This window comes from Synechococcus sp. WH 5701, from assembly GCF_000153045.1.
In the GTDB taxonomy this organism is placed as follows: domain Bacteria; phylum Cyanobacteriota; class Cyanobacteriia; order PCC-6307; family Cyanobiaceae; genus Regnicoccus_A; species Regnicoccus_A antarcticus.
Window position 1 is genome coordinate 1,501,789 of record NZ_CH724159.1, and the last position, 22,889, is coordinate 1,524,677.

Genomic DNA, 22,889 nt, shown 5'->3' on the forward strand with positions numbered 1-22,889 from the left:
TTCCGGCCCTGTGGCGGCCGCTGCTGCAGGCCATGGCAAGTTTGTGAGGCTCCGCCCCCCGGTTCTGCGCCCCGATGGTTGACCGCCTCGATCTTCAGCTGGTCTCGGCTGCCCTGCGCCGGGTGGGCTGGATCCGCTTCTGGACCCAGATGTGCCTCGGGGTGGTGGTGGTTGGCGTGCTGGCCTTCAACAACATCGGCGGGCGACTGGCGGCCAACAGCGCCCGCTCCCTCGGGCTCGGTCCTGGTCTGTCACTCACCACCCTGTCGTTTTTCATCCTGCTCTGGTGCCTCTGGCAGAGCTGGCTGGTGGTGCGCTGCGGCCGGGCCCTGGCCAGCCCCGCCCGCCCCAGCCGCGGCGAAACCAGCCGCCTGGTCAAACGGGGCGTCCTGGCCGATCTGGCCGGGCTCACCCTGGCGGCGGTGGGGTACCAGGCCCTGGCCGGCAGCCTGTTCGTCCAGGCCTCGATGCAGGTGCCTGGCTTCTTCGGAGCACAGCTGTCGGTGCCGCCGGGCACCCGCGGCGGCCTGATGGGGCTGCCGATCACTTCCATCGAGATGCTCTCGGTGCTGAGCAACACCCAGGTGCTGTTCGCCCACCTGATCGGACTGTGGATCAGCCTCTGGTTGCTGCAGCGGGTTCACCGCCCCAGCTGAACCGGCAGTTCCTCGAGGCCACCCCGCCAGAACAGCTCCGGCTGCAGCGGGGTGAGGGCGGCGCCGCCGGCATGGATCTGAGCCACGTCCGTGGGCCAGTCGCGGGGGCCTGCGGTGGCGGATTCAAGGTCGTCGACCACCTCACCGGCCAGCCAGTAATAGGTGCGCCCGCGGGGGTCGGTGCGCTGGTCGAACTGGTCGCGGTAGCGGCGCACGGCCGGGCGGCACCAGCGCAGGGAACCGATCCGCTCGATCGGCAGGGCCGGCACGTTGAGATTGAGCAGCAGCCCCTCCGGCCAGGCCCCGGCCAGGGCCGCTTCCGCCACATCGAGGGCGAGCACGGCGGCCGGACCGAACTGGCGCCAGTCGAAGCAGGCACTGCTCACCGCCAGGGCGGGCAGTCCCTCGAGGGTGCCCTCCATCGCCGCCGAAACCGTGCCGGAATAGAAGACGTCGCTGCCGAGGTTGGGGCCGTGGTTGATGCCGGAGAGCACCAGGTCGGGCGGAGCGCTCAGCAGCCGTCCGAGCGCAAGCTTGACGCAGTCGGAGGGGGTGCCGCTGCAGGCCCAGGCGCTGACGCCATCGGCGAAGAGCCGGTCGGCCCGCTCCGCCCTCAGGGGGGTCTGCATGGTGAGGCCGTGGCCGGTGGCGGAGCGCTCCTGGTCGGGGCAGACCACCGTGACCTCATGGCCGCGGCCCGCCGCCTCGGCCGCCAGGGTTCGGATCCCCTCCGCGAACACCCCGTCGTCGTTGCTGATCAGGATCCGCAGGCTGGACATCGGGACCGGCAGGGGCAGGGGCGCAGGCGGCAACTTAGGCAGGCTCGCTCCGTACAGTCGATCGCTACCGCCCCCGATCCGTGAGCGCCACGATCAGCCTGCAGCAGCTCACCGACCAGCTCGACGCCCTCGAAGCCGAAGCGGCGGCCTCGATCGCCGCCGCCGCTGACACCGCTGAGCTGGAAGGGCTGCGGGTGGGTCTGCTGGGCAAAAAGGGCCGCCTCTCGGCGGTGCTGGGGGCCATGGGCAAGCTCGATGCGGCGGAGCGGCCCGTGGTGGGCCAGCGGGCCAACGTGCTCAAGGAGCAGGTGCAGGCGCTGATGGGTCAGCGGCTGGAGGGGTTGCGAGGCGCCGCGATGGCCGAGAAGCTGGCGGGGGAAAGGCTCGATGTGACCGCCCCGAGCCGTTACGTGCCGGTGGGGCACCGCCACCCTCTGATCCGCACGATCGAGGAGATCGTCGACATCTTCGCCGGGCTCGGTTACCGGGTTGAGGAAGGGCCGGAGGCGGAAACCGACCATTACAACTTCACCGCGCTGAACATCCCGCCGCACCACCCGGCCCGGGACATGCAGGACACGTTCTATCTGCCCGGTGAGCGGCTGCTGCGCACCCACACCTCGCCGGTGCAGATCCGCCATCTGGAGAGCAACCCGCCGCCGGTGCGGATCGTGGCGCCCGGGCGGGTGTACCGGCGCGACGCGGTGGATGCCACCCATTCGCCGGTGTTCCACCAGGTGGAGGTGCTGGCGATCGATGAAGGGCTGGATTTCAGCCACCTGCGCGGCACCGTCACCACCTTCCTGCAGCAGTTCTTCGGGGATCTGCCGGTGCGCTTCCGGGCCAGCTACTTCCCCTTCACCGAGCCTTCAGCAGAGGTGGATGTGCAGTGGCGGGGGCGCTGGCTGGAGGTGATGGGCTGCGGGATGGTGGATCCGGCGGTGCTGGAGGGCCTGGGGCTGGATCCCGAGCGCTGGAGCGGCTTCGCCGCCGGCCTCGGGGTGGAGAGGTTCTGCATGGTGCGCCACGGCATCGACGACATCCGCCGCCTGTTCACCAGCGACCTGCGCTTCCTGGAACAGTTCTGATGGCAATCAGGCCGCGGCCGGAAGGCTCCCCATAAACTCAACAGGTTCTCGCCTCCGACCGGTGCCCTGCGTCGGACTGATCGTCAACGACGGCAAGGATCTGGCCGTCAAGACGGCCGATATCATCCAGAGCCGCCTGGAGGCGGCCGGCACCAGCGTGCTGCGGGTCAGCAGCTCCGGCGGCATGGTGGGCTTCGCCAATCCCGACCATCACCTGCGCAGCCGCGGCTTCAGTGCCTGCGTACCGGAGAGCTTCCACCCGGAGATGAGTCTGGCAGTGGTGCTGGGGGGTGACGGCACCGTGCTCTCCGCCGCGCGTCAGACCGCACCCATCGGCGTGCCGATTCTCACCGTCAACACCGGCCACCTGGGTTTCCTGGCCGAGGCTTACGTCAGCGAGCTGGATGGGGCCATGGAGCAGCTCCTCACCGACCGTTGGAGCGTGGAGGAGCGCACGATGCTGGTGGTGAGCGTGATGCGGGGCGACCAGCGGCGCTGGGAGGTGCTCTGCCTCAACGAGATGGCCCTGCACCGGGAACCGCTCACGAGCATGTGCCACTTCGAGATCGCCATCGGTCGCCATGTGCCCGTGGACATCTCCGCCGATGGGGTGATCCTCTCGACTCCCACCGGATCCACCGCCTATGCCCTCAGCGCCGGCGGGCCGGTGATCACCCCCGACTGCCCGGTGCTGCAGCTCACCCCGATCGCGCCCCATTCCCTCGCCTCCCGCGCCCTGGTGTTCAGCGACCAGGAGCCAGTGACGGTGTTCCCGGCCACCCCCGAGCGGCTGATGATGGTTGTGGATGGCAGTGCCGGCTGCTACGTGTGGCCGGAAGACCGGGTGCTGATCCGCCGCAGCCCCCACCCCGCCCGTTTCGTGCGGCTGCAGGACCACGAGTTCTTCCAGGTGCTGCGCAACAAGCTGGGCTGGGGACTCCCCCATGTGGCCAAGCCCGGCAACGGTGAGTTCGGCGGCCGCGACGGCCCCGGCGCCGGAGCGCGTCCATGAGTGGGCCTCTGATCCTCCTGGTGGGGGAGGAGGCCGAAGCGATGGCCCCTCGGCTGGAGGCCTCCGGTTACCGCACGGCGCCGGTGGGAGCCCTGCCCGATCCGCCGGCGGCGGTGCTGGTGTCGGGAGCCGATGGGGTGGCCACGATTCCGGCCCTGCGCATGATCCTGGAGGACGTGCCGATCCTGCTGGATCTGGTCTGCGACAGCGTCGAGGCCCGCTCCCTCTGCTTCAGCTCCGGCGCCGACGATTTCTGGCTCTCCAGCGCCGGCGGCAGCGACCTGCTAATGCGCCTGCGCCTGCTGCTGCAGATCCGCGGCGACATCCGCGGCCAGGTGCCGCCCCTGCAGCTCGCCGACCTGAGCCTGGATCCCGCCACCCGGGACGTGCGGCGGGGGCGGCGTCCACTCGCGCTCACCGCCCGCGAATACCAGTTGCTGCTCACGCTGATGCGTCAGCCGGGCATGGTACTCAGCCGCGAGCAAATCCTCGCTGAGGTGTGGAACGACCAGCAGGGGACCGCCAGCAACGTGGTGGAGGTGTATGTCCGCTACCTGCGCCAGAAGCTGGAGGAACACGGCGAGCGGCGGCTGATCCACACCGTGCGCGGGCGGGGGTACTGCCTCTGCGAGCGCGTCCCACGCCCGGAACGCCCCGCCCCATGACCCAGGCCCGGCTGCTGGCGCCGCTGGGGGTGGCGCTGGGTGCCCTCACCCTTGGCGCCCCCCGGGCTCTTGGTGGGGAGAGTCGAGCGCAGGCTCCGCCCCAGGTGCTGCCGCTGGAGGCGGAGTGGTGCCTGGAGGGAACCTCAGGCGGCTGCATCCAGCTGGAGGTGCCCAGGAGCCAGCGCCAGTACAGCCTGGGGCTGATGCAGCGCCCGCCGCTGGGGCCCCTGCGGGGGATGTGGTTCCGCTTCGATCCCCCCGAGCCGGCGCGCTTCTGGATGCACCAGACCATCAGCCCGCTCGACATGATCTTTCTGCGCGAGGGACGGGTGATCGCCATCGAGGCCGCGGCACAGCCCTGCCCGCGCCTGCCCTGCCGCAGTTATGGGCCCCAGGAACCCGCCGATGGGGTGGTGGAGCTGGATGCCGGCGAAGCGGCCCGCCTCGGCGTTGTTGTGGGCACCCCGGCGCCGATCCGCTGGCTCAATCGACCCGGCGCCCCTTGAGCACCAGCACCGGATTGAGTGGCGCCAGACGTGTGCCCTCCGCCAGGGGGGAACCCCGCCAGGCCTGCAGCTGACTCACCTGCACCCGCAGCCCGGCCCGCTCCAGCGGCGGCCGCAACTGGGCGAGGGCTTCGAGGGTGGCCAGGGGAATCACCACCTGGCCGAGGGGCCGCAGGCGCCGCAGCACGATCTCCAGCAGCGCCAGACGCTGGCGACCGCCACCTCCGAGCAGCACCCGGTCGGGATCGGGGGGGCCGCCCTGCTCCAGCACACTGAGAGCGTCGCCTTCGAGCACCCCCGCCGGCGCCACACCGAGACGTTCGGCATTGGCCCGGATCAGGGCCGCTGAACCGCCTCGCCGCTCCAGGGCCCAGAGCTCCAGGGCCGGGCGCAGGCGCAGGGCCTCCAGGCCCACCGAGCCCACCCCGGCCCCCACATCCCAGAGAACACCGCTGGCGGGCAGCTCCAGGTCGGCGAGCAACTGGATGCGCACCTCCCGCTTGGTCATCAGGCCGGGGCGATCGGTGTGCTGCAGCCAGAGGCCATCCTCGAGGCCGAACAGTGGCAGGCCGGCGGGATCGGGAGGGACCGGCGGCTCGGCGATCAGCAGCACCAGATGCAGGGGATCGAGATCGGCCGGCAGCGCCGCCTGGGGCGCCAGCCGCTGCACCCGCTCCTGGGGGTGGCCGAGCCGCTCGCACAGCCAGAGCGCATAGGCCGCCTCCAGGCCGGAGGCAGCCAGGATCCGTCGCACCTCCTCGGCACCGCCGCGGCCGGGATCGGTGAGCACCGCCAGGGCGGCGGGTCGCCTCTGGAGGGCCGCCGCCAGGGGTTCGGGGTCGCGGCCATGCAGGCTGATCCAGCTGGCGTCCTGCCAGGGGCGACCGAGGCGGGCGAAGGCCAGCTGCAGGCTGGAGGGGGCGGGGTGAAAGCGCAGGCACTCGCGGGGAAAGCGATCCAGCAGCAGCCGGCTGATGCCGAACCAGAGCGGATCGCCACTGGCCAGCAGCACCACCGCCCAACCAGCAGCCAGAGCTTGCTCCAGCTGGGGAAAGAGCTGCTCGGGGCGATCACTGGCAATCAGCGCCGGCGGCTGAGCCGCATCCGCCAGGGCCTGGCGCAGCTCCGGCAGGAGGCGGGCCGGTGCCGCCACCAGCTCGGCCTGGCGCACCAGGGCCGCCGCCGGCGCTGGCAGCGAGGCCAGCCCAGCGGCGTCGGTGCCGATCACCTCAAGGCAGTGCGGCTGGTGCGGTGGGTGCACAGGGCGACTCCGGTGCGGCGGCTGGCCGGGCCTCGCCATGATGCCCGCGAGTTGAAGCCGCCATGGCCGCACCCGAGTCCCCCTCCCGCCGCCAGCGCGTGCATGAGCTGGCCCTGGCCCTGCTGGCCCGGCAGGCCGAAATCGAGCTGCTCAGCCCCGAAGCCACGGGCGGCGGCGGCGAGGAGGCCGGCCTCTGGCTGGAGCGCAACCGGCGGGTGGTGCTGCGCTACCAGGCGGTGGTGCGCTCGGCGATCACCCTCGATGCCCTGATCGAGCAGGAAGTGGCCCCCGGGGCGGGCCAGCTCTGACAAGCTGGCGCCATCTCGATGAGCACCATGGCTCCGTTCGGCCTGTCCGCCCTCTCCTCGCTGCTGCGGGGGTCCGGCACCGGTCGGCCCGCTCAGGCCCCCCCCGCCAGCTGGCAGCGGCCGATCGGCCAGGGCTGGGAGGCGCCCTACACGGTGCGCTATGCCAGCAATCTCGACGACGGCCCCAACCACGGCGCGCCCCTCGGGGGCTTCGGTGCGGGCTGCATCGGCCGTGGGCCCGATGGCAGTTTCAACCTCTGGCATCTCGATGGCGGTGAGCACTGGTTCGGCGTATTGCCTGACTGCCAGTTCGCCCTCTTCGAGCACGACGGCACGGCGAGCCGGGCGCGGGCCCTGGCGATGGCGCCGGAGCGCGACGACTCCCGGCCGGAGGCCAGCGAGCGCCCCCTGGGCGGCTGGCAGTGGCTGGAGGGCGAGGCCGGGACCTACGCCGCCCGCTACCCGCTCCACTGGTTCGATTACCAGGACAACTTCCACACCGAGGTCAGCTGCGAGGCCTTCAGTCCGATCCTCCCCGGCGACTACCAGCGCACCAGCTACCCGGTGGCCGTCTTCCGCTGGCGGCTGGCCAACTCCACCAAAAAGCCCCTGGATCTCTCGTTGCTGCTGAGCTGGCGCAACACCGTGGGCTGGTTCACCAACACCGATCCCAGCGCAGCCGTCACCTTCCGCGACGACGGCAGTCCGGAGCACAACTACCTGCCCGCCATCGGAGCGGGGGTGGGCCAGCGCAACCGCTTGATCGACGCTCCCGGCCTCAAGGGCGTGCTGCTGGAGGGGGCGCCCAGCCAGCCGATCGCCGAGGGGGAGGGTCAGTGGTGCCTGGCGGTGCCCGACCAGCTCGAGGGGGTGGAGGTGATGCGCTGCAGCCGCTGGGATCCCAGCGGTGATGGCGCCGAGATCTGGGAGCCCTTCGCCCGCGACGGATCGATTCCCGACAGCAACAACGACCGCCGCAGCACCGGCAGCGAGCAGGCCAGCGCCGCGATCGCCCTGCGCCTGAGGCTTGAGCCGGGGGCTGAGATCGAGCTGCCGGTGGTGATCAGCTGGGACCTGCCCGTGACCGCCTTCGCCACCGGAACATCCGCCCTGCGCCGCTACACGGATTTCTTCGGGGCCGCGGGCACCAGCGCCGTCGCCATCGCCGCCGAGGCCCTGCGCGACTGGCGCCAGTGGCGCGACGCCATCGAGGCCTGGCAGCAACCAGTGCTGGAGCGCAGCGACCTGCCCGAGCCCCTGCGCATGGCCCTGCTCAACGAGCTCTACGACCTCACCAGCGGCGGCAGCCTCTGGACCGCCGCCAGCTCCACCGATCCCGTGGGTCGCTTCGGGGTGCTGGAGTGCCTCGACTACGCCTGGTACGAGAGCCTGGATGTGCGGCTGTACGGCTCTTTCGCCCTGCTGCAGCTCTGGCCCGAACTCGACAAGGCGGTGCTGCGCAGCTTCGCCCGCGCGATTCCCGCCGCCGATGCCACCCCCCGGCCGATCGGCTGGTATTTCACCCAGGGGCGGGGTCGGGTGGAAGCGCCACGGAAGGTCGCCGGCGCCACCCCCCACGACCTGGGGGCCCCCAACGAGCGGCCGTTCGACGCCACCAACTACACCGCGTATCAAGACTGCAACCTCTGGAAGGATCTGGCCTCCGACTTCGTGCTGCAGGTGTGGCGCACCTTCAGCCTGGCGCCCACCGGCGAGGATCTGCGCTTCCTGGCCGACTGCTGGCCGGCGGTGGTGGAGGCCCTGCGCTATCTCAAGCAGTTCGACGTCAACGACGACGGCCTGCCCGACAACGGCGGCGCACCGGATCAGACCTTCGACGACTGGCCACTGCAGGGGGTGAGCGCTTACTGCGGTGCACTCTGGATCGCGGCGCTGGAGGCGGCCCTGGCCATGGCCCAGCGCCTGCAGCTCGACCTCGGCCTCGACACCGGCGCCGAGCAGCGGGAATTCGGCAGCTGGCTGGAGCCCTCCCGGGCGAATTTCGATCGGCTGCTCTGGAATGGGGAGTACTACCGCATCGATGCCGGCAGCGGCACACCGGTGGTGATGGCCGATCAGCTCTGCGGCGACTTCTACGCCCGGTTGCTGGGGCTGCCGCAGGTGGTCAGCGACGAGCGGGCCCTCTCCTCGCTGAAGGCGATCCGTGAGGCCTGCTTTGAGCGCTTCGAAGGCGGGCGGCTGGGGGTGGCCAACGGCCTGCGCCGCGACGGCACACCGCTCGACCCCAAAGGCACCCACCCACTGGAGGTGTGGACCGGCATCAATTTCGGCCTGGCGGCCTACTACCGCCTGATGGGCCAGACCGACACCGCCCTGGCGATCACCAGCGCCGTGGTGGGCCAGGTGTATGCGGGGGGGCTGCAGTTCCGCACCCCCGAGGCGATCACGGCGGTGGGCACGTTCCGGGCCTGCCACTACCTGCGGGCGATGGCGATCTGGGCCCTCTGGGCCACCCACACAGACTGGCAGCCGATCCCCGGCGCTGAACGCGAACCATGAGGCGGCTGATCCGCCGCGCCGGCCGGCTGCTCCTGGCCTTGGGGCTGGTGCTGGGGTGCCTTCTGACCTTGCCAACCAGTCCAGTGCTGGCGCAACTGCACGAGCACCCCAGCGAAACTGGCAGCCCCGTGCTGCGCAGCCTGGTGAGCCTGCGCGACCTCGATGACCAGGCCTGGCAGCTGGTGGCCTTCCGCGACGGTGCGCCCGAAGCGCCCCTGCGTCTGCGGGTGGTGGGCTACCCCGGCAAGGTGCGCCTGGATCACCCCACCTCTCTGCAGGTGCGTTCGGGTCCGTTCCAGTGGCTGCTGAGCGACGTGACCCTGGAGAGTCCAGCGCTGGGCAACGACGGCCGCTCCGCCGCCGCCGAATTCGATCTGAGCCCCTTGCTGGCGGAACTGAGCCAGGACCGGCCGCTGCGCTTGCGGCTGCCGGGTGTGTTCACGGAGTTGCCGGTGCCACCCTTCGTGGTGGCCGAGTGGCGCAGCCTGGGCGGAGCTCAGGCTTGAGCAGGGGGCGCCCCTGGAGCGCCTGGATGGAGCGGGCCCTCGGTCTGGCCGCCCTGGCGCAGGGCCGCACCAGCCCCAACCCCCTGGTGGGCGCGCTGGTGCTCGACGCCAACGGCCTGCTGGTGGGGGAGGGCTTCCACGCCGCCGCTGGCAGGCCCCACGCTGAGGTGGGGGCCCTGGCCCAGGCGGGAGAGCGGGCCCGGGGGGGCACGTTGGTGGTGACCCTGGAGCCCTGCTGCCACCACGGCCGCACGCCCCCCTGCAGCGAGGCCGTGATCGCCGCAGGAATCCGGCGGGTGATCGTGGCGATGGAGGACCCCGATCCGCGGGTGGCGGGCCAGGGCATCGAGGCACTGCGCCAGGCCGGGGCGGAGGTGTTGGTGGGGGTGCGCCAGAGCGAGGCCCGGAACCTGAATGCCGCCTTCTGTCACCGGCTGCGCAGCGGCCGGCCACTGGGGATTCTGAAATGGGCGATGAGCGTGGACGGGCGCACAGCCCTGCCCAACGGCGCAAGCCAGTGGATCAGCGGACCAGCGTCAAGGGAGTGGGTGCACCGGCTGCGGGCCCGCTGCGATGCGGTGATCGTGGGGGGCGGCACCCTGCGCACCGATGACCCCCTGCTCACCAGCCGCGGCCGGCGGGCGATCGAGCCGCTGCGGGTGGTGATCAGCCGCGAGCTGGGGCTGCCTGAGCAGGCCCAGCTCTGGGACCAGAGCACAGCCCCGACCCTGGTGGCCCATGGGCCGGAGGCGCCGGAGCCCGATCGGCTCCAGCTGGATGCGCTCGGGGTGGAGCGGCTGGAGCTGGCCGGCTGCGAACCGCTGGAGCTGATGGAGGCCCTGGCCCAGCGGGGCTGCAACCAGGTGCTGTGGGAGTGCGGCCCCAGCCTGGCGGCGGCGGCCCTGCGCCAGGGCTGTGTGCAGCGGGTGGCGGCGGTGATGGCGCCGAAGCTGCTGGGGGGCACCGCCGCCCGCACGCCCCTGGGGGACCTGCAGCTGAACTCGATGGCCATGGCACTCCCCTGGCGGGAGCAGGGTCTGAGCCGCTCGGGCGACGATTTGATCTGGGAGCTGAACGGGCCGGAGAGCTGAAGGTGCCAGGACACCCTCCTTAGATTCTCGGCATGATCAACCAGCTCCAGCTGCGCCTGCCGATCCCCCTGCTGGGGATCCTGCTGGCGGCGGGCGTGTGGTTGGCCCTGCAGCTGCTGGGCCGGAGGCTCCCCAATGGATCGCTGGGCCGCGCCCTGGTGCTGCGCAGCCGGTTGAGCCTGGCGCTCACGATCCTGGTGAGCACCAGCGCCTGGTGGCTGCTGACGCTGCTGGACCCCGAGCTGCTGCCACTGCCCCGGGGCGGCGCCGAAGTGCGCGATGAGCTGATCTTTTTCGGTCTGATCTGGACGCTGCTGCGCTGGAAGAGCGAGATCTGGCGCCAGGCCGACACCTACTCGCAGCAAGTGTTCCCGAGTCTCCCCCAGCGCGACCGGCTGTTCCTCTTCGATATCAGCGACAAGCTGTTCACGATGCTGGTGGTGGTGATCATCGGCCTGAAGTTGCTGCGGCTGCTGGGCACCCCCACCGCCTTGCTGGCCACCGCCGGGGGCTTCGGTGCCGCGGCCCTGGGTTTCGGCGCTCGCACGATCGTGGAAAATGGATTAAGTGGCATCAGCCTCTACATCAACCGGCCCTTCGTGGTGGGGGATTTCATCCGGATTCCCTCGGAAGATCTGAATGGCACCGTTCAGACGATCAGCTGGTTCTACACCGAGCTGCGTGATCCGGAGCGGCAGCCGATCTTCATTCCCAATTCGATCTTCACCATCAAGCCGATCATCAACATCGCCCGGATCGACAGCCGGCGGGTCTGGATCGACTTCGGCCTCCGCTACGACGACCGGGCCGCGATCGAGCCGATCATCGCCGAGCTGCGGGAGCAGCTGGAGTCGAATACGAGGATCGATCATCAGAAGGCACCGGCGGTTCATTTCGTGGGTTACGGGGATTCGAGCCTGAACCTGCGGCTGCTCTGCTACGTGGCCAGTGGCGACATCCAGGCGGCCTGGGATCTGCAGCAGGAGCTGTTGCTGCGCATCGGTGAGGTGGTGGAGAAGCATCAGGCGGGAATGCCCTTCCCCACCCACACCCTGATCAGGGGCTGATCCCGCCATGACCCTCAGTTTCGCCGAACTCCAACGCCAGCTGCGGCCGGAATGGGGCGAGTTCCACCCCAGCAGCGACCAGAACCATGGGCGCGAGGGCAACGGCGAGGGCTGGGATCTGCTGGTGGTGCCCTCACTCAGCCTTGATCACCACCAGATCGCGCTGGTGACCGGGGCCCACCACTACGAGGAACGCCAGCTGTTCTCCCTCATCCGCCTGCGCGATCCCGGTGTGCGGGCGGTGTACCTCACCAGCAAGTTGTTGCCGGAACTGGTGGTGGATGCGGTGCTGGAGCTGCTGCCGGGGGTGCCCGCCTCCCACGCCCGCCGGCGTCTGCACCTGTTCGACACCGACGACGCCTCCGCCCGCTCCCTCACCGAGAAGCTGCTGGAGCGGCCGGCGCTGCTGGAGCGCATCCGCGAGCGGCTGCGGCCGGGGCGCAGCTTCATGACCTGCTTCAACGTGACCGAGCAGGAGAAGCAGCTGTCGGAGCGGTTGCAGGTGCCGCTGCTGGGCACCGATCCAGCCCTGAGCCACTGGGGCGGCAAGGCCGGCAGCCGTGAGCTGTTCCGCCGCTGTTCCGTGCCCCATCCCCCCGGCAGCCCCCTGGCCTTCGACCTCGACGCCCTCGCTGAAGCCACGGCCGAGCTGTGGGAAGCCCACCCCGAGCTGAGCCGGGTGGTGGTGAAGCTGGACCAGGGCTTCAGCGGTGAAGGCAACGCCCCCCTGGAGCTGGAGCCCCTGCAGCTGGCGGGGCTGAGCGGCCGCGAACGCAGGATCCGTCTGCAAGAGGCCCTCGAGACCCTGGCGATGCCGCCGCCCCAGTGGCGCCAGTTATTGCAGGACCAGGGAGCGCTGGTGGAGGCCTGGCTGCTGGGGGGGGATGAGCTGGCCTCACCGAGCGTGCAGGGGATGATCCACCCGGGTGGGGCGGTGGAGGTGCTCTCCACCCACGAGCAGGTGCTGGGTGGCGTGAGCGGTCAGACCTACCTGGGCTGCCGCTTCCCCGCCGAGGAGCACTACCGCGCCGAGCTGATGCGTCACGGGCTGGCGGTGGGCCAGGCGCTGGCGGCGGAGGGCGCCCTGGAGCGCTATGCGGTGGATTTCGTGGCGCGCCGCTTCGGGGACCGCTGGGATCTGCAGGCGATCGAGGTGAACCTGCGCAAGGGCGGCACCACCCACCCCTACATGGCCCTGCGCTATGCCACCAATGGCCGTATCGATGCCGCCAGCGGCCTGTTTCGCTCCCCCACCGGCCAGCCGCTCTATTACGCCGCCACCGACAACCTCTGCGACCCCAGGCTGCGGGGCCTGCTGCCGGTGGATCTGATCGACATCGTGGCCGCCGCCGGTCTGCACTTCGACCCGGCCGAACTGCGCGGCAGCATCTTCCACCTGCTGGGCTGCCTCTCGGAATTCGGCAAGCTCGGCATGACCTGCATCGGCCGCAGCCCCGAAGAAGCTGAATCGATCTATGCGGCCACCACCGAGCGGCTGATCGCGGGAGCCGAGGCCTTGCGGGGATGAGGACCGACAGGAGTTTCCATTCCCGGCCATACTCTCCCTGGCTCGAAGAGCTGCGACTTATCTTATAGCTCGCCAAACATCAACATCAAGCCTGAGGCTTCAGCCATGACGACAGCCATCATTTTTCACAACGTTGAAGCTGGCGCCACGTGGGCTCAAGCCTGGAAGAAAGGCCCTGGAAGTCGTCACGAAATGTTCGCATCCATTGGGGTCACCTGCCGAACCTTCCGAGACCCCAACAATCCGAATGCCACTGGGATCATGGCCGACATGGCCAGGTTCATGGATCTGCTCCAGTCTGCCGAAGGCCAGAAAGCAATGAAGGACGATGGCCTGAAGATCGAAACAATGCGGATGTTGTTCGAGTTCACTCCATAGCACTGGTGGGCTATGTCTCTCACGAGGCTGGCGTCCAAGAATCACTGCCGGCACCCCATCGCCATCCCATGACGGATCTCGATAGGCCTGATGACATCGGCCAGCCGAGCACCACAACCGGCCCCCCTGGGCTTCAGGATGAAGGACCTTGACCCCACCGCCATGGAAGCCCGCTGGAACGACGCTCTGATCGCCACCAGTGACGACATCGTCAAGCTGGAAGGCAACGCCTACTTCCCCCCCGAGGCACTGGTGAGCGAGCACCTGCGGCCGTCGTCGCACCGCAGCGTCTGTGGCTGGAAGGGTGAAGCCCACTACTACGACGTGGTGGTGGGGGATCAGGTGAACGCCAACGCCGCCTGGTTCTATCCCGAGCCCAAGCAGGCCGCCAGTGAGATCAAGGGTCGAGTGGCCTTCTGGAAGGGCGTGCGCGTGAGCTGAGGCGATGACACTCACCTTCACTCCGATTCACATCTTCCGGGAAACACCGGCCGTCACCTTCTACGACACCAGCGTGGCCGGCAGCAACGCCAGTGATGTGGTGCTGCACCATGGCCCAGCCTTCTCACCGCCCGACGACGGAGAGTTCCTGCAGTTCTACGTACACCACCACCAGGTCGATCACAACCTGGTGGTGCTGGGCAGCCGCACCTTCACCGTGCTCAACCCGAGCTGGGACCAGCCCCACCATGTGGTGCACCTGGAGCGGGCTATGGGGGCGCTGGAGCTGCCGATCGACACCTACCACCGCTCGGTGTCAGGGCCGGAGGGCAGCCTGGTGCTCAACCAGCCGGAGCGCACCAAGGGGTTCAACGTGATCAGCGAATTCCAGCCGGTGAGCCTGCGCGAGCGCGACGATCTACGCCAGCTGCTGACCGTTCCCCCCTGGGTGTGGTGCTGGCGTGGTGGTCGCCTCTGCCGCGATCAGGGCTGAGGCAGGCCGTTGGCGCCGTAGGCACGCTCCAGCACCAGCTCCCGACCCGGCTCGGGCCGCCAGCAGAGCCTCACCACCAGGGGATCGCCAAAGCGGCGCTCCAGGGCGGTGGTGAGACTGAGGTCGTCGGTGAGCTTCCAGCAGCCGCTGGCTGAACCATCGCCGACCGGCAGAACCGCGGCCCGCAGGAGCGGCGCCAGGGCCGGATCCACCACCCCGGGGCGCGCTTCCACCACCACCACCACGCTCTCCAGCTGCTTGACGCCGTGGCGCACCACCACCCGCCGGCGGCGATCGCCGTCCACCAGGCAAAGCTCCATCACCGCTGGCCAGGGGCCGGTCTTGTCGGGCCCGAGGCTCCAGTGCCCATCGGGGCTGATCGCCATCAAGGCCGGCGGTTCGGCAAAGCGCATCGTGGCCACCTTGCCGGTGTTCAGGTAAGTGAGGGCCGCTTCGATCTGACCATCGGTCTCGTGCACATGCAGACGTGTGCCAAAACGCTCACTCTCCAGGCCCTGATCATCGAGGCGAATGAAGGTTCCTTCCCAGTGGCCGGCATTGCGCCCCAGCAGAGTGGAGCGACGATCGAGGCTGGACACGGGCGGGCTGAAAGAGGAGGGCTCGAATGCTGGCAGCCCCAGAACTACGGCGCGGCTGGTGGCTGGGTGGGATCCGCCTCCAGCAGCGGGTCGGCCTCCTCGCTCTCCTTGCCCCAGCCCAGGATCATGCCGGTCACGGGAATAGCCAGAAACACCCCCAGCAGGCCCGCCAGACGCTCGCCCACGAACAGGGCAAAGAACAGCACCACCGGCCGGATCTCAAGGGCGCGGCCCATCACCCGCGGATGGATCAGGTTGTCCTGGATCTGCTGCAGCACCACCGAAGCGATCACCACCTGCAGGGCCAGCCACTGGCCCTGGGTCAGGAACACCAGGCCGGAGGCCACGATCACGCCGAGGGTGGCACCGATGCCGGGAATGGCATCCAACACCCCCACCACGATCGCCAGCACCAGGGAGAACTTCACCCCCAGCAGGGCGAACACCAGGAAGCTGGCGAGGCTGAGGAAGATCATCAGCGTGATCTGACCGCGCAGGAAACCCAGCACGTTCTTCTGGACGCTGCGGTCGAAGCGGCCACGCACGTCTTCAGGCAGCAGGCGCAGGGCCTGGCTCCAGGTGGCCCCGTTGTCGACCAGCATGTACACCACGATCACCAGCAGAAACACCCCACCGAAGACGTTGGTGAAGGCACCGCCGATCACCCCGAGGCCGGTGCCGAGGCTGGCGCGCAGCAGCTCAAGCACCTTCGAGAGCTCGATCGTGTTCAGATAATTGTGAAAGGGCAGATCCGGACGCTGCAATCCCAGCACCAGATCATTGAGCAGGCTGCTGCCCTGGTTGATCAACTGGAACCCGAGCACCGCCACGAACAGGCTGGCGACAGCCAGGCCGGCCAGCACGGTGATCAGGATCGCCAGGCCCCGTCCGCAACCCAGGCGCACCAGCCGCCGCACCGGATAATCAAGCAGCACCGCCAGCACCGCCGCCGCGATGAACACGGTGAGCACCGCTCGGAAGTAGTCGATCAGTTGCACAACCGCCCAGCCGCAGGCCAGCAGCAACAGGAAGCGCAGCAGGGCGGAGTGGCTCAGCCGCTGCCAGGCCGGGCCGTTGGGGTCGTTCATGGAGTTCGAGCAGAGCCGGCGGCCCACAAGATTCGCTGAAGGGAGTGGAACCCGGCCGAAAAAGAGCGGATTGGCTTAAGACGGTGGCCCATGGAACTCAAGCCCTCTGCCTAGGCTCAATGATCAATGGAACAGAGTTTCTGCACACCTCCGCTCTGCTCGAGACTCCTTCCCCGGAGCCCCGCTCCAACCCGTCCGTCAGCGACATGCGCTATGGCGATTTCGTCCTCAGGCCCTTCATGGCCAGCGACGATCGCCTCGCCGCCTGGCAGATCCTGAGCACGGTCGGGGCCTACCTGTTGCTGTGGGCAGCCACGGGGGTCGTCGCTCATCAGTCGCTCTGGCTCACTCCGCCCCTGTTGGTGGTGCTGGTGCTGCTCTCGGGCCGTTGCTTCTCGCTGATGCACGACTGCGGCCACTACTCCCTGTTCAGCTCGAAACGGCTGAACCGGGCGGTGGGCTTTCTGCTGGGCGTGATCAATGCCATTCCCCAGTACCCCTGGTCGCAGGGTCATGCCTACCACCACAAACACAACGGCAACTGGGACCTCTACCGGGGCCCCTCGGCCCTGATCAGCCTGGAGCAGTACGAGCAGCGCAGCCCCCGCGGTCAGTGGGTGTACCGGTTGCTGCGCCACCCGCTGATGCTTTTCCCGGGCGGCTTCTTCTATCTGGTGATCAAGCCCAGGCTGGCTCTGTTGCTCGGATCAGCCCAGTTTCTGGGCCATGCCATCACGCGGCTCCGTGCCGACTGGCGCACCCCATGGCCCGAGCTGGTGAGGTCGTTTCAATCACGCCACTGGTACAGCGGCGCCGAATTCATCGATCTGCTGCTCAACAACATCTGCGTGATCGCCAGCTGGGTGCTGCTCTGCCACTGGATCGGCGCCGGCCTGTTCTGGAGCCTTTACTCGCTGGTGATGGCCGCTTCGGCAGCGCTGTTCATCTGCATCTTCTTCGTGCAGCACAACTTCGAGGGCTCCTACGCCCACCGCAGCGAAGGCTGGGACCCGCTGGAGGGCGCGATCGCCGGCACCAGCCTGCTGGTGCTGCCCGGAATCTTCAACTGGTTCACCGCCGACATCGGCTGCCACAACATCCATCACCTCTGCGAGCGCATCCCCAATTACCACCTGCGGGCCTGCCAGGAGCGCAATGCCGCCCTGCTGACCGGGGCCACGCGCCTGACCATCGCCGACATCCCGCGCTGCTTCAAGTACGTGCTCTGGAACCGGGAGAGCGAAACCCTCTCGCCCATCCCCTCACCCTCGGCCTGAGCGGCTGATCCCCGAGCAGCCCTTAAAAAAGCTGTGGCATCCCTGGGCTCAAGCCGACCCCAGACATAAGTTCGAGAGAACAACTTCGCAGGACCCCTCATGGGCATGGGTGAACTGTTCCTCGAAAGCCTCAGCACCGGTGTGATCACGGTGGAGGAGATCAACTGGGTCACCGCCCAGCAAAAGGCCTTCAACCGCCAGGAGGAGGCCACAGCCCTGAAGCTGGGCCGCCTGCTCGACTCCGGGCGAATCCAGATCGGCTGCCGTGTGCCGCCAGCAGCCGCAGCCTGAGCTTCAGGCTGATTTCGGCCCGGCTCAGATCAATTCGGGGTGGGCAGGATCCCCTTTGAAAGGACCCTCCACCTGTGAGGTGATCCAGCCTCCGTAGAAGCCGCCGGGCTGGGGAATCACCACTTCCCCGTCCAGCCAGCAGCCGTCCATCAGGGCCGGATAGACAGCGAACCAGCCGGCGATGGCGGCAAAAGCGGCCGTGGGTTGGGGGTACGACCACACAGCCCGCTCGAGGCGACGCTCTCCTACCACCACGTCGTAGTACCGGGCCAGTCCCTTCCATTCACAGAAGCTGCGCCCGGTGGCGGGATGCAGCAGCTCCAGGCGCAGATCCTCCGGGGGCAGGTATGGGGTGGGAGGATGAAAGGTTTCGAGAACCATCAGGGAGCGGCGGGTGTCCGCCAGCAGCTCTCCCAGGGCCCGCACCTGAATCCAGGCCTCAGAGGGCACCAGCGCCGGGGGTCGCGGATAGTCACAGACCCGCTCCGGCTGGCGGTCTCTTGACGGCTGGTGGATCCCCATTCGCTGGCCCTGACCATGACAATGGTCAGCATGGCCAACCCCTCACCCGTTCGGCAGCACCGTGGCCTGGATCGCCTCCTGAGCCGGCTCGGCGGCACCGCCGTGATTCCCCTGCTGATTCTCTCCGTGGCCTGGGGTCAGGAGCTGGTCGATCAGATCGTCTTCGCAGGGAACTGGAACCTGCCAATGCTGCCGGGGGGCTCGTTCCTGGGGGTGCTCACCGCCCCGTTCAGCCACGCCGACCTGGGCCACCTTCTCGGCAACAGCCTCTGGTTTCTGCCGCTCTCCTGGCTGGTGCTGCTCAAGAGCTGGCATGACTACCTGGCCGTGTGGGTGGGGGTGTACGTGATGGCGATCCCGGTCTGGCTGTTCTCCAGCAACGGCAGCCATGGGCTCTCAGGCGTGGTCTTCGCTCTGGTGGGCTACCTGATCGTGATCGGCTTCCTGGAGCGGCGCCCGCTGCCCCTGCTGCTCTCGCTGTTCAGCCTGGTGAGCTACGGCGGTTTCCTGCCCGGCCTGCTGCCCTTCTTCACTCCAGCGGGTGTGAGCTGGATCGGTCATGTGAGCGGCTTCGCGGGCGGGGTGCTCGCCGCACTGGCCGTCTACAGGGAACCGGCGGGAATGACCAGGAGATGAGGCGCTGATGTCATGCCCCCGCTGCGGCAGCTGGGAAGTTCGCCGCGACCGCAGCCTCGCCGGTCGGATGGTCTGCGGCCGCTGCAGCCTGCCCCTGGGTGCAGGCGCCACCCCCAGCGCCGGTGGTTTTCGCCGTCTGGCCCTGCTGGGCGGTGGTCGACGAGATGGCCGCCGGGGGCAACGCCGCAGCTGGCTGCTGCCCGTGGCCTTGCTGCTGGGACTGAGCGCACTGCTGGCCTGGCTGAGCGAGCAGCCTCAGCCCAGCCGTGCTCCCTTCGGCCACGGGCAGGAGCGGTTGCGCTGATCGCCGGACTGATCTCCGCGCTGACGGCTCAGCCGGGGATGAACGTGCGTAGCCGCCGGGCTTCGATGCCGGCCCGTTGTTGCAGCTCCTCATCGCTCAGCTGGCCCTCCTCCCGCTGCTGGGCGGCAAGCACGTCGCCCTCCTCAACGGGGAAACCCTCCTGGCGGGCCAATTGCAGGAAGGCCTCCAGATCAAGGGGCTGCTGCAGGCGCTCCTGCAGCGACGCCGAGCTGCGGGCATGGAGCAGGAAGGCGTCCAGGTGATGCAGGCCCACGGAAGAGGATTCAACTGACTTCCGTACTAACCCAGGCGGAGACCCGCCGGCGGATTCAGGTGCCAGGGGGGTCGTCGCGGTCGGTTCGGACCGCCTTGCCTGAGGCATAACGCCCGATCAGCAAACCCATCACGATGGCCATGTAGATCGGGCCGATCACGCTGAAGGCCACGGCACTCATCTGAGAGAGGGGTGTGGTCGGCAGCACATCACCGAAACCCACCGTGGTCAGGCAGACGAAAGCGAAGTAGTTGAGCCGGGCAAAATCCACCAGCTGCATCTGGGGACTGGCCTGGCTGATCGGACCCGTGGAGAACAGAGACGCCACAGGGTCGTGCAGGCTCGAGAAGCTCCCGGGCTGGATCGTCTCAAGACCCGTGAACAACAGGCCGGCGGTCAGGCCCAACAGCAGATATCCCGAGACAGCCCCCATCAGCACCCTCCCGTTCACCTTCTGTTCCTCCGCCAGAAATCCCACCAGACGCAGCACGCTCCAGCCCACGAACAACGTGGTGAGCACGAGCAGAGGCCAGCCGCTTTCTCGGTGCGTCAAAGGGGTGAAGTACCAGAACCACTGGGCCAGCAGAGCCGACAGGCCGAGTAGCCGAAAAGGACGATCCAGGGGATTGCCCTTGCCGCCATGGCGGATCGAGCCATCGAGCTCCACCATCAGCAGCAGGGTGGTCAGGCTGTAGCCAATCCCAGCCAGGCTGTTCAGGTTCTTGGGCAGCGCCAGGCAGGCCATCACGACCAGGGTGATCAGCAGCAGGTGGGCATAGAAGCGGTGACGACGCCTCTGACGTACCTCGCTGGTGAGGCTGGCGCGATGGTGGAAGCGCAAGGGGGTCAGGGGAGCTTCGAAAGACGGAGAGGCAGTTGGGGAGCCTGCCCTGCATTGTGACGAAAGCGCGGCGCTGAGCCAGCCGTTCAGGCGAAGAGAGAGAGCTGCTCCCTGGACCGCTGCGGCGGCAGCGCCTCCCAACCGCTGGGATCCCAGCCTGTGAGCAGGGGCTCGAGCGCCCGCAGGCCGGCCCCATCGGCCGGAGCGAGCCAGGCCTGCTCGAGACCGTCGGGGAGAAGCACCGGCATGCGCTGGTGGAGGGGTTTCACCAGGGCGTTGGGGCTGGTGGTGAGCACACAGCAGCTCTCCAGTTCGCTGCCGTCGGGACCGATCCAGCGGTCCCAGATGCCCGCCAGCCAGAAGGGTTGCCGGTCGAGCCGGCGAATCAGCCAGCCCTTTTCCAGGAAGCCATCGGCAGGCAGCAGACAGCGGCGGTGGCGCCAGGCACCGCGGAAGGAGGCCTTCTCAGCCACAGTTTCGCTACGGGCATTGAAGGGCCTCGGCGCATTGAGAGGATCCTTGGCCCACTCCGGCAGCAGGCCCCAGAGCATCAAGGCACTGGCGATCAGCCCGTGCTCCTGGCACAGAGCCAGCACTGGCTGGCCGGACTGGATCAGGGGACGAGGCGCGTAGTGGCGCTCCAGCTCCGCCGGCAGGCGCCCCCCCAGTCTCGGCAGGAGCTGATCCAGGTCGGTGGTGAGGCAGAACCGACCACACATGGCGACCAGGAGTGGGGTGGAGCGCAGGCTAGGGCTGAGGTGACGTTCGGTTCTCACCCCCGCGGCGCGGGTCACCGCCAGATGCGCTCCGCCTAGTTTGGCGTCATTGCCGCGCCCGCCACCATGGCTCTACGCCAGGACGACAACCGCCCGAACAGGCGCTTCGGAATCATCAACCTGGTGCTGATCGGCTTTGGGGTCCTGCTGCTTCTGAGCAACTTCCTTCCGAACACGGGAGCCCAGGTGCCCCGGGTGCCCTATTCCCTGTTCATCGATCAGGTGAACGACGGCCATGTCAAACGGGCCTACATCACCCAGGACCAGATCCGCTACGAGATCACCGACGCTGAGGAGGGTGCCCCCTCGGTGCTCGCCACCACGCCGATCTTCGACATGGAGCTGCCCCAGCGCCTGGAGCAGAAGGGGGTGGAATTCGCCGCCGCACCGCCGAAGCGTCCCAACTTCTTCACCACCTTGCTGAGCTGGGTGGTGCCGCCCCTGATCTTCATCCTGGTGCTGCAGTTCTTCGCCCGCCGTCAGATGGGCGGCGGCGCCCAGGGGGCCCTGAGCTTCACCAAATCCAAGGCCAAGGTCTACGTGCCGGATGAGGAATCGCGCGTCACCTTCGCCGATGTGGCCGGTGTGGATGAGGCGAAAACCGAGCTCAACGAGATCGTTGACTTCCTCAAGAACCCCGAGCGTTACGCCGCCATCGGCGCCCGCATCCCCAAGGGCGTGCTGCTGGTGGGCCCTCCCGGCACCGGCAAGACCCTGCTCTCCAAGGCGGTGGCTGGAGAGGCCGGTGTGCCCTTCTTCATCATTTCCGGCTCCGAGTTCGTGGAGCTGTTCGTGGGCGCTGGCGCAGCCCGGGTTCGCGACCTGTTCGAGGAGGCCAAGAAGAAGGCACCCTGCATCATCTTCATCGACGAACTCGACGCCATCGGCAAGAGCCGTTCCGGGTCGATGGGCGTGGTGGGCGGCAACGATGAACGGGAGCAGACCCTCAACCAGCTGCTCACCGAGATGGATGGCTTCACCGGCCAGGACAAGCCGGTGATCGTGCTGGCGGCCACCAACCAGCCCGAAACCCTCGATGCGGCCCTGCTGCGCCCGGGCCGTTTCGATCGCCAGGTGCTGGTGGATCGTCCCGACCTCTCCGGCCGCAAGAAGATCCTCGACATCTACGCCAACAAAGTGAAGCTGGCCGAGGGCGTCGACCTCGACAAGATCGCCCAGGCCACCAGCGGGTTCGCCGGCGCTGACCTGGCCAACCTGGTGAATGAGGCCGCCCTGCTGGCCGCCCGCGCCTACCGCACCACGGTGGAGCAGAAGGATCTCAACGAAGCGATCGAGCGGGTGGTGGCGGGCCTCGAGAAGAAGAGCCGGGTGCTCCAGCCCGATGAAAAGAAAGTGGTGGCTTACCACGAGGTTGGGCACGCCATCGTGGGGCACCTGATGCCCGGCGGCAGCAAGGTGGCCAAGATCTCGATCGTTCCCCGCGGCATGGCCGCCCTCGGCTACACCCTTCAGCTGCCCACCGAGGAGCGCTTCTTGAATTCCAAGGAAGACCTCGAAGGCCAGATCGCCACTCTGCTGGGGGGCCGCTCCGCCGAGGAGATCGTCTTCGGTGAAGTCACCACCGGTGCCGCCAACGACCTGCAGCGCGCCACCGACATCGCCGAGCAGATGATCGGCACCTACGGCATGAGCGACACGCTCGGCCCCCTGGCCTACGACAAGCAGGGCGGCAGCCGCTTCCTCGGCGCCGGCTCCAACCCCCGCCGCTCGGTCAGCGATGCCACCGCCCAGGCCATCGACAAGGAGGTGCGGGCCCTGGTGGACCGAGCACACGACCGGGCCCTGGCGATCCTGCACGGCAACCGCGGTCTGCTCGAGGACATCGCCGGCAAGATCCTCGACAAGGAGGTGATCGAGGGAGATGAGCTCAAGGATCTGTTGGCCTCCAGCACCCTTCCCAGCGAAGCCGAGCTGGCTCCTGTCTGATCCACCCCTTGACGCGGGGGCACGTTGTCCCCGAT

At 68.5% G+C, this 22,889-nt stretch carries 27 protein-coding genes; 19 read left to right on the plus strand and 8 right to left on the minus strand.

Going from position 1 to position 22,889, the window contains the following annotated elements; genetic code table 11:
* The first annotated feature begins 74 nt into the window (after positions 1-74).
* Complete coding sequence (locus WH5701_RS08540) at positions 75-656, plus strand: DUF3611 family protein (protein WP_006171815.1); 582 nt, start codon at positions 75-77, stop codon at positions 654-656.
* Here WH5701_RS08540 and surE read toward each other — a convergent pair.
* The gene (surE, locus tag WH5701_RS08545; protein ID WP_006171816.1) at positions 641-1,435 is read right to left on the minus strand and encodes a 5'/3'-nucleotidase SurE; all 795 of its coding nucleotides are present in this window, start codon (positions 1,433-1,435) and stop codon (positions 641-643) included. The genes WH5701_RS08540 and surE overlap by 16 nt on opposite strands.
* A gap of 80 nt (positions 1,436-1,515) precedes the next feature.
* Between surE and pheS the strand changes: the two genes are divergently transcribed.
* The 4 genes from pheS (at position 1,516) to WH5701_RS08565 (ending at position 4,706) form a co-directional block, all read left to right on the plus strand.
* Positions 1,516-2,523: a phenylalanine--tRNA ligase subunit alpha gene (pheS, locus tag WH5701_RS08550; protein ID WP_006171817.1), complete on the plus strand. Its 1,008-nt coding sequence runs from the start codon at positions 1,516-1,518 to the stop codon at positions 2,521-2,523.
* Positions 2,524-2,584: 61 nt separating this feature from the next.
* Entirely contained in the window at positions 2,585-3,535 is a 951-nt protein-coding gene (locus tag WH5701_RS08555; RefSeq protein WP_006171818.1) for an NAD(+) kinase, read from the plus strand.
* Positions 3,532-4,200: a winged-helix domain-containing protein gene (locus tag WH5701_RS08560; RefSeq protein WP_006171819.1), complete on the plus strand. Its 669-nt coding sequence runs from the start codon at positions 3,532-3,534 to the stop codon at positions 4,198-4,200. Before WH5701_RS08555 ends, WH5701_RS08560 begins: the two co-directional genes overlap by 4 nt.
* Complete coding sequence (locus WH5701_RS08565) at positions 4,197-4,706, plus strand: DUF192 domain-containing protein (RefSeq protein ID WP_006171820.1); 510 nt, start codon at positions 4,197-4,199, stop codon at positions 4,704-4,706. Before WH5701_RS08560 ends, WH5701_RS08565 begins: the two co-directional genes overlap by 4 nt.
* Here the strand turns inward: WH5701_RS08565 and WH5701_RS08570 are convergent.
* On the minus strand, positions 4,684-5,967 hold the full coding sequence (locus WH5701_RS08570) for a bifunctional cobalt-precorrin-7 (C(5))-methyltransferase/cobalt-precorrin-6B (C(15))-methyltransferase (RefSeq protein ID WP_006171822.1): 1,284 nt from the start codon (positions 5,965-5,967) through the stop codon (positions 4,684-4,686). The two genes, WH5701_RS08565 and WH5701_RS08570, sit on opposite strands and share 23 nt — an antisense overlap.
* A 62-nt stretch (positions 5,968-6,029) precedes the next feature.
* On the opposite strand from WH5701_RS08570, the gene WH5701_RS08575 reads away from it, so the two are divergent.
* The 9 genes from WH5701_RS08575 (at position 6,030) to WH5701_RS08615 (ending at position 14,299) form a co-directional block, all read left to right on the plus strand.
* Positions 6,030-6,275 (plus strand): hypothetical protein, encoded by a 246-nt coding sequence (locus tag WH5701_RS08575; protein WP_006171824.1) that lies wholly within the window; start codon positions 6,030-6,032, stop codon positions 6,273-6,275.
* A gap of 27 nt (positions 6,276-6,302) precedes the next feature.
* Positions 6,303-8,795 carry a GH116 family glycosyl hydrolase gene (locus WH5701_RS08580; RefSeq protein WP_006171826.1) on the plus strand — a complete coding sequence of 831 codons (2,493 nt, stop codon included), beginning with the start codon at positions 6,303-6,305 and terminating at the stop codon, positions 8,793-8,795.
* Positions 8,792-9,301 (plus strand): DUF3122 domain-containing protein, encoded by a 510-nt coding sequence (locus tag WH5701_RS08585; RefSeq protein WP_006171827.1) that lies wholly within the window; start codon positions 8,792-8,794, stop codon positions 9,299-9,301. Before WH5701_RS08580 ends, WH5701_RS08585 begins: the two co-directional genes overlap by 4 nt.
* Before the next feature lie 26 nt (positions 9,302-9,327).
* Positions 9,328-10,392 carry a bifunctional diaminohydroxyphosphoribosylaminopyrimidine deaminase/5-amino-6-(5-phosphoribosylamino)uracil reductase RibD gene (ribD, locus tag WH5701_RS08590; RefSeq protein WP_006171829.1) on the plus strand — a complete coding sequence of 355 codons (1,065 nt, stop codon included), beginning with the start codon at positions 9,328-9,330 and terminating at the stop codon, positions 10,390-10,392.
* Between the two features lie 32 nt (positions 10,393-10,424).
* Positions 10,425-11,459 carry a mechanosensitive ion channel family protein gene (locus WH5701_RS08595; RefSeq protein WP_006171831.1) on the plus strand — a complete coding sequence of 345 codons (1,035 nt, stop codon included), beginning with the start codon at positions 10,425-10,427 and terminating at the stop codon, positions 11,457-11,459.
* A gap of 7 nt (positions 11,460-11,466) precedes the next feature.
* The gene (locus WH5701_RS08600; RefSeq protein ID WP_006171833.1) at positions 11,467-12,987 is read left to right on the plus strand and encodes a peptide ligase PGM1-related protein; all 1,521 of its coding nucleotides are present in this window, start codon (positions 11,467-11,469) and stop codon (positions 12,985-12,987) included.
* A 105-nt stretch (positions 12,988-13,092) separates the two neighbouring features.
* A complete protein-coding gene (locus WH5701_RS08605) occupies positions 13,093-13,365 on the plus strand; it encodes a hypothetical protein (protein WP_006171834.1) in 273 nt (90 codons plus the stop codon).
* Between the two features lie 162 nt (positions 13,366-13,527).
* On the plus strand, positions 13,528-13,806 hold the full coding sequence (locus tag WH5701_RS08610; protein ID WP_006171836.1) for a DUF427 domain-containing protein: 279 nt from the start codon (positions 13,528-13,530) through the stop codon (positions 13,804-13,806).
* A 4-nt stretch (positions 13,807-13,810) separates the two neighbouring features.
* On the plus strand, positions 13,811-14,299 hold the full coding sequence (locus WH5701_RS08615) for a hypothetical protein (protein WP_006171837.1): 489 nt from the start codon (positions 13,811-13,813) through the stop codon (positions 14,297-14,299).
* Here the strand turns inward: WH5701_RS08615 and WH5701_RS15755 are convergent.
* Positions 14,290-14,898, minus strand: coding sequence for a DUF3598 family protein (locus WH5701_RS15755; protein ID WP_006171838.1), 609 nt, complete (start codon positions 14,896-14,898; stop codon positions 14,290-14,292). The genes WH5701_RS08615 and WH5701_RS15755 overlap by 10 nt on opposite strands.
* A 44-nt stretch (positions 14,899-14,942) precedes the next feature.
* Positions 14,943-15,986, minus strand: a complete 1,044-nt coding sequence (locus tag WH5701_RS08625; RefSeq protein ID WP_006171839.1) for an AI-2E family transporter — start codon at positions 15,984-15,986, stop codon at positions 14,943-14,945.
* A gap of 119 nt (positions 15,987-16,105) precedes the next feature.
* Between WH5701_RS08625 and WH5701_RS08630 the strand changes: the two genes are divergently transcribed.
* Both WH5701_RS08630 and WH5701_RS08635 read left to right on the plus strand, forming a co-directional pair.
* Entirely contained in the window at positions 16,106-17,263 is a 1,158-nt protein-coding gene (locus WH5701_RS08630; RefSeq protein WP_006171840.1) for a fatty acid desaturase, read from the plus strand.
* A gap of 105 nt (positions 17,264-17,368) precedes the next feature.
* Complete coding sequence (locus tag WH5701_RS08635) at positions 17,369-17,554, plus strand: hypothetical protein (RefSeq protein WP_232201811.1); 186 nt, start codon at positions 17,369-17,371, stop codon at positions 17,552-17,554.
* A 24-nt stretch (positions 17,555-17,578) separates the two neighbouring features.
* Here the strand turns inward: WH5701_RS08635 and WH5701_RS08640 are convergent, their stop codons facing one another.
* On the minus strand, positions 17,579-18,076 hold the full coding sequence (locus WH5701_RS08640) for a DUF427 domain-containing protein (RefSeq protein WP_037979845.1): 498 nt from the start codon (positions 18,074-18,076) through the stop codon (positions 17,579-17,581).
* Positions 18,077-18,106: 30 nt separating this feature from the next.
* Here WH5701_RS08640 and WH5701_RS08645 point away from each other — a divergent pair, with 30 nt between their 5' ends.
* On the plus strand, positions 18,107-18,712 hold the full coding sequence (locus WH5701_RS08645) for a rhomboid family intramembrane serine protease (protein WP_156776614.1): 606 nt from the start codon (positions 18,107-18,109) through the stop codon (positions 18,710-18,712).
* A gap of 7 nt (positions 18,713-18,719) precedes the next feature.
* Positions 18,720-19,016: a hypothetical protein gene (locus WH5701_RS08650; protein WP_006171847.1), complete on the plus strand. Its 297-nt coding sequence runs from the start codon at positions 18,720-18,722 to the stop codon at positions 19,014-19,016.
* A gap of 28 nt (positions 19,017-19,044) precedes the next feature.
* Here WH5701_RS08650 and WH5701_RS08655 read toward each other — a convergent pair whose 3' ends face one another.
* The 3 genes from WH5701_RS08655 to WH5701_RS08665 all read right to left on the minus strand — a co-directional run bounded on the left by WH5701_RS08655 (position 19,045) and on the right by WH5701_RS08665 (position 20,850).
* Positions 19,045-19,290 (minus strand): Nif11-like leader peptide family RiPP precursor, encoded by a 246-nt coding sequence (locus WH5701_RS08655; protein WP_006171849.1) that lies wholly within the window; start codon positions 19,288-19,290, stop codon positions 19,045-19,047.
* A gap of 55 nt (positions 19,291-19,345) precedes the next feature.
* Positions 19,346-20,131 carry a potassium channel family protein gene (locus WH5701_RS08660; RefSeq protein WP_006171850.1) on the minus strand — a complete coding sequence of 262 codons (786 nt, stop codon included), beginning with the start codon at positions 20,129-20,131 and terminating at the stop codon, positions 19,346-19,348.
* 86 nt (positions 20,132-20,217) lie between these two features.
* On the minus strand, positions 20,218-20,850 hold the full coding sequence (locus tag WH5701_RS08665) for an SOS response-associated peptidase (protein ID WP_006171856.1): 633 nt from the start codon (positions 20,848-20,850) through the stop codon (positions 20,218-20,220).
* Positions 20,851-20,973: 123 nt separating this feature from the next.
* Between WH5701_RS08665 and ftsH the strand changes: the two genes are divergently transcribed.
* Positions 20,974-22,854 (plus strand): ATP-dependent zinc metalloprotease FtsH, encoded by a 1,881-nt coding sequence (gene ftsH, locus WH5701_RS08670; protein ID WP_006171861.1) that lies wholly within the window; start codon positions 20,974-20,976, stop codon positions 22,852-22,854.
* The last annotated feature ends 35 nt before the right edge of the window (positions 22,855-22,889 follow it).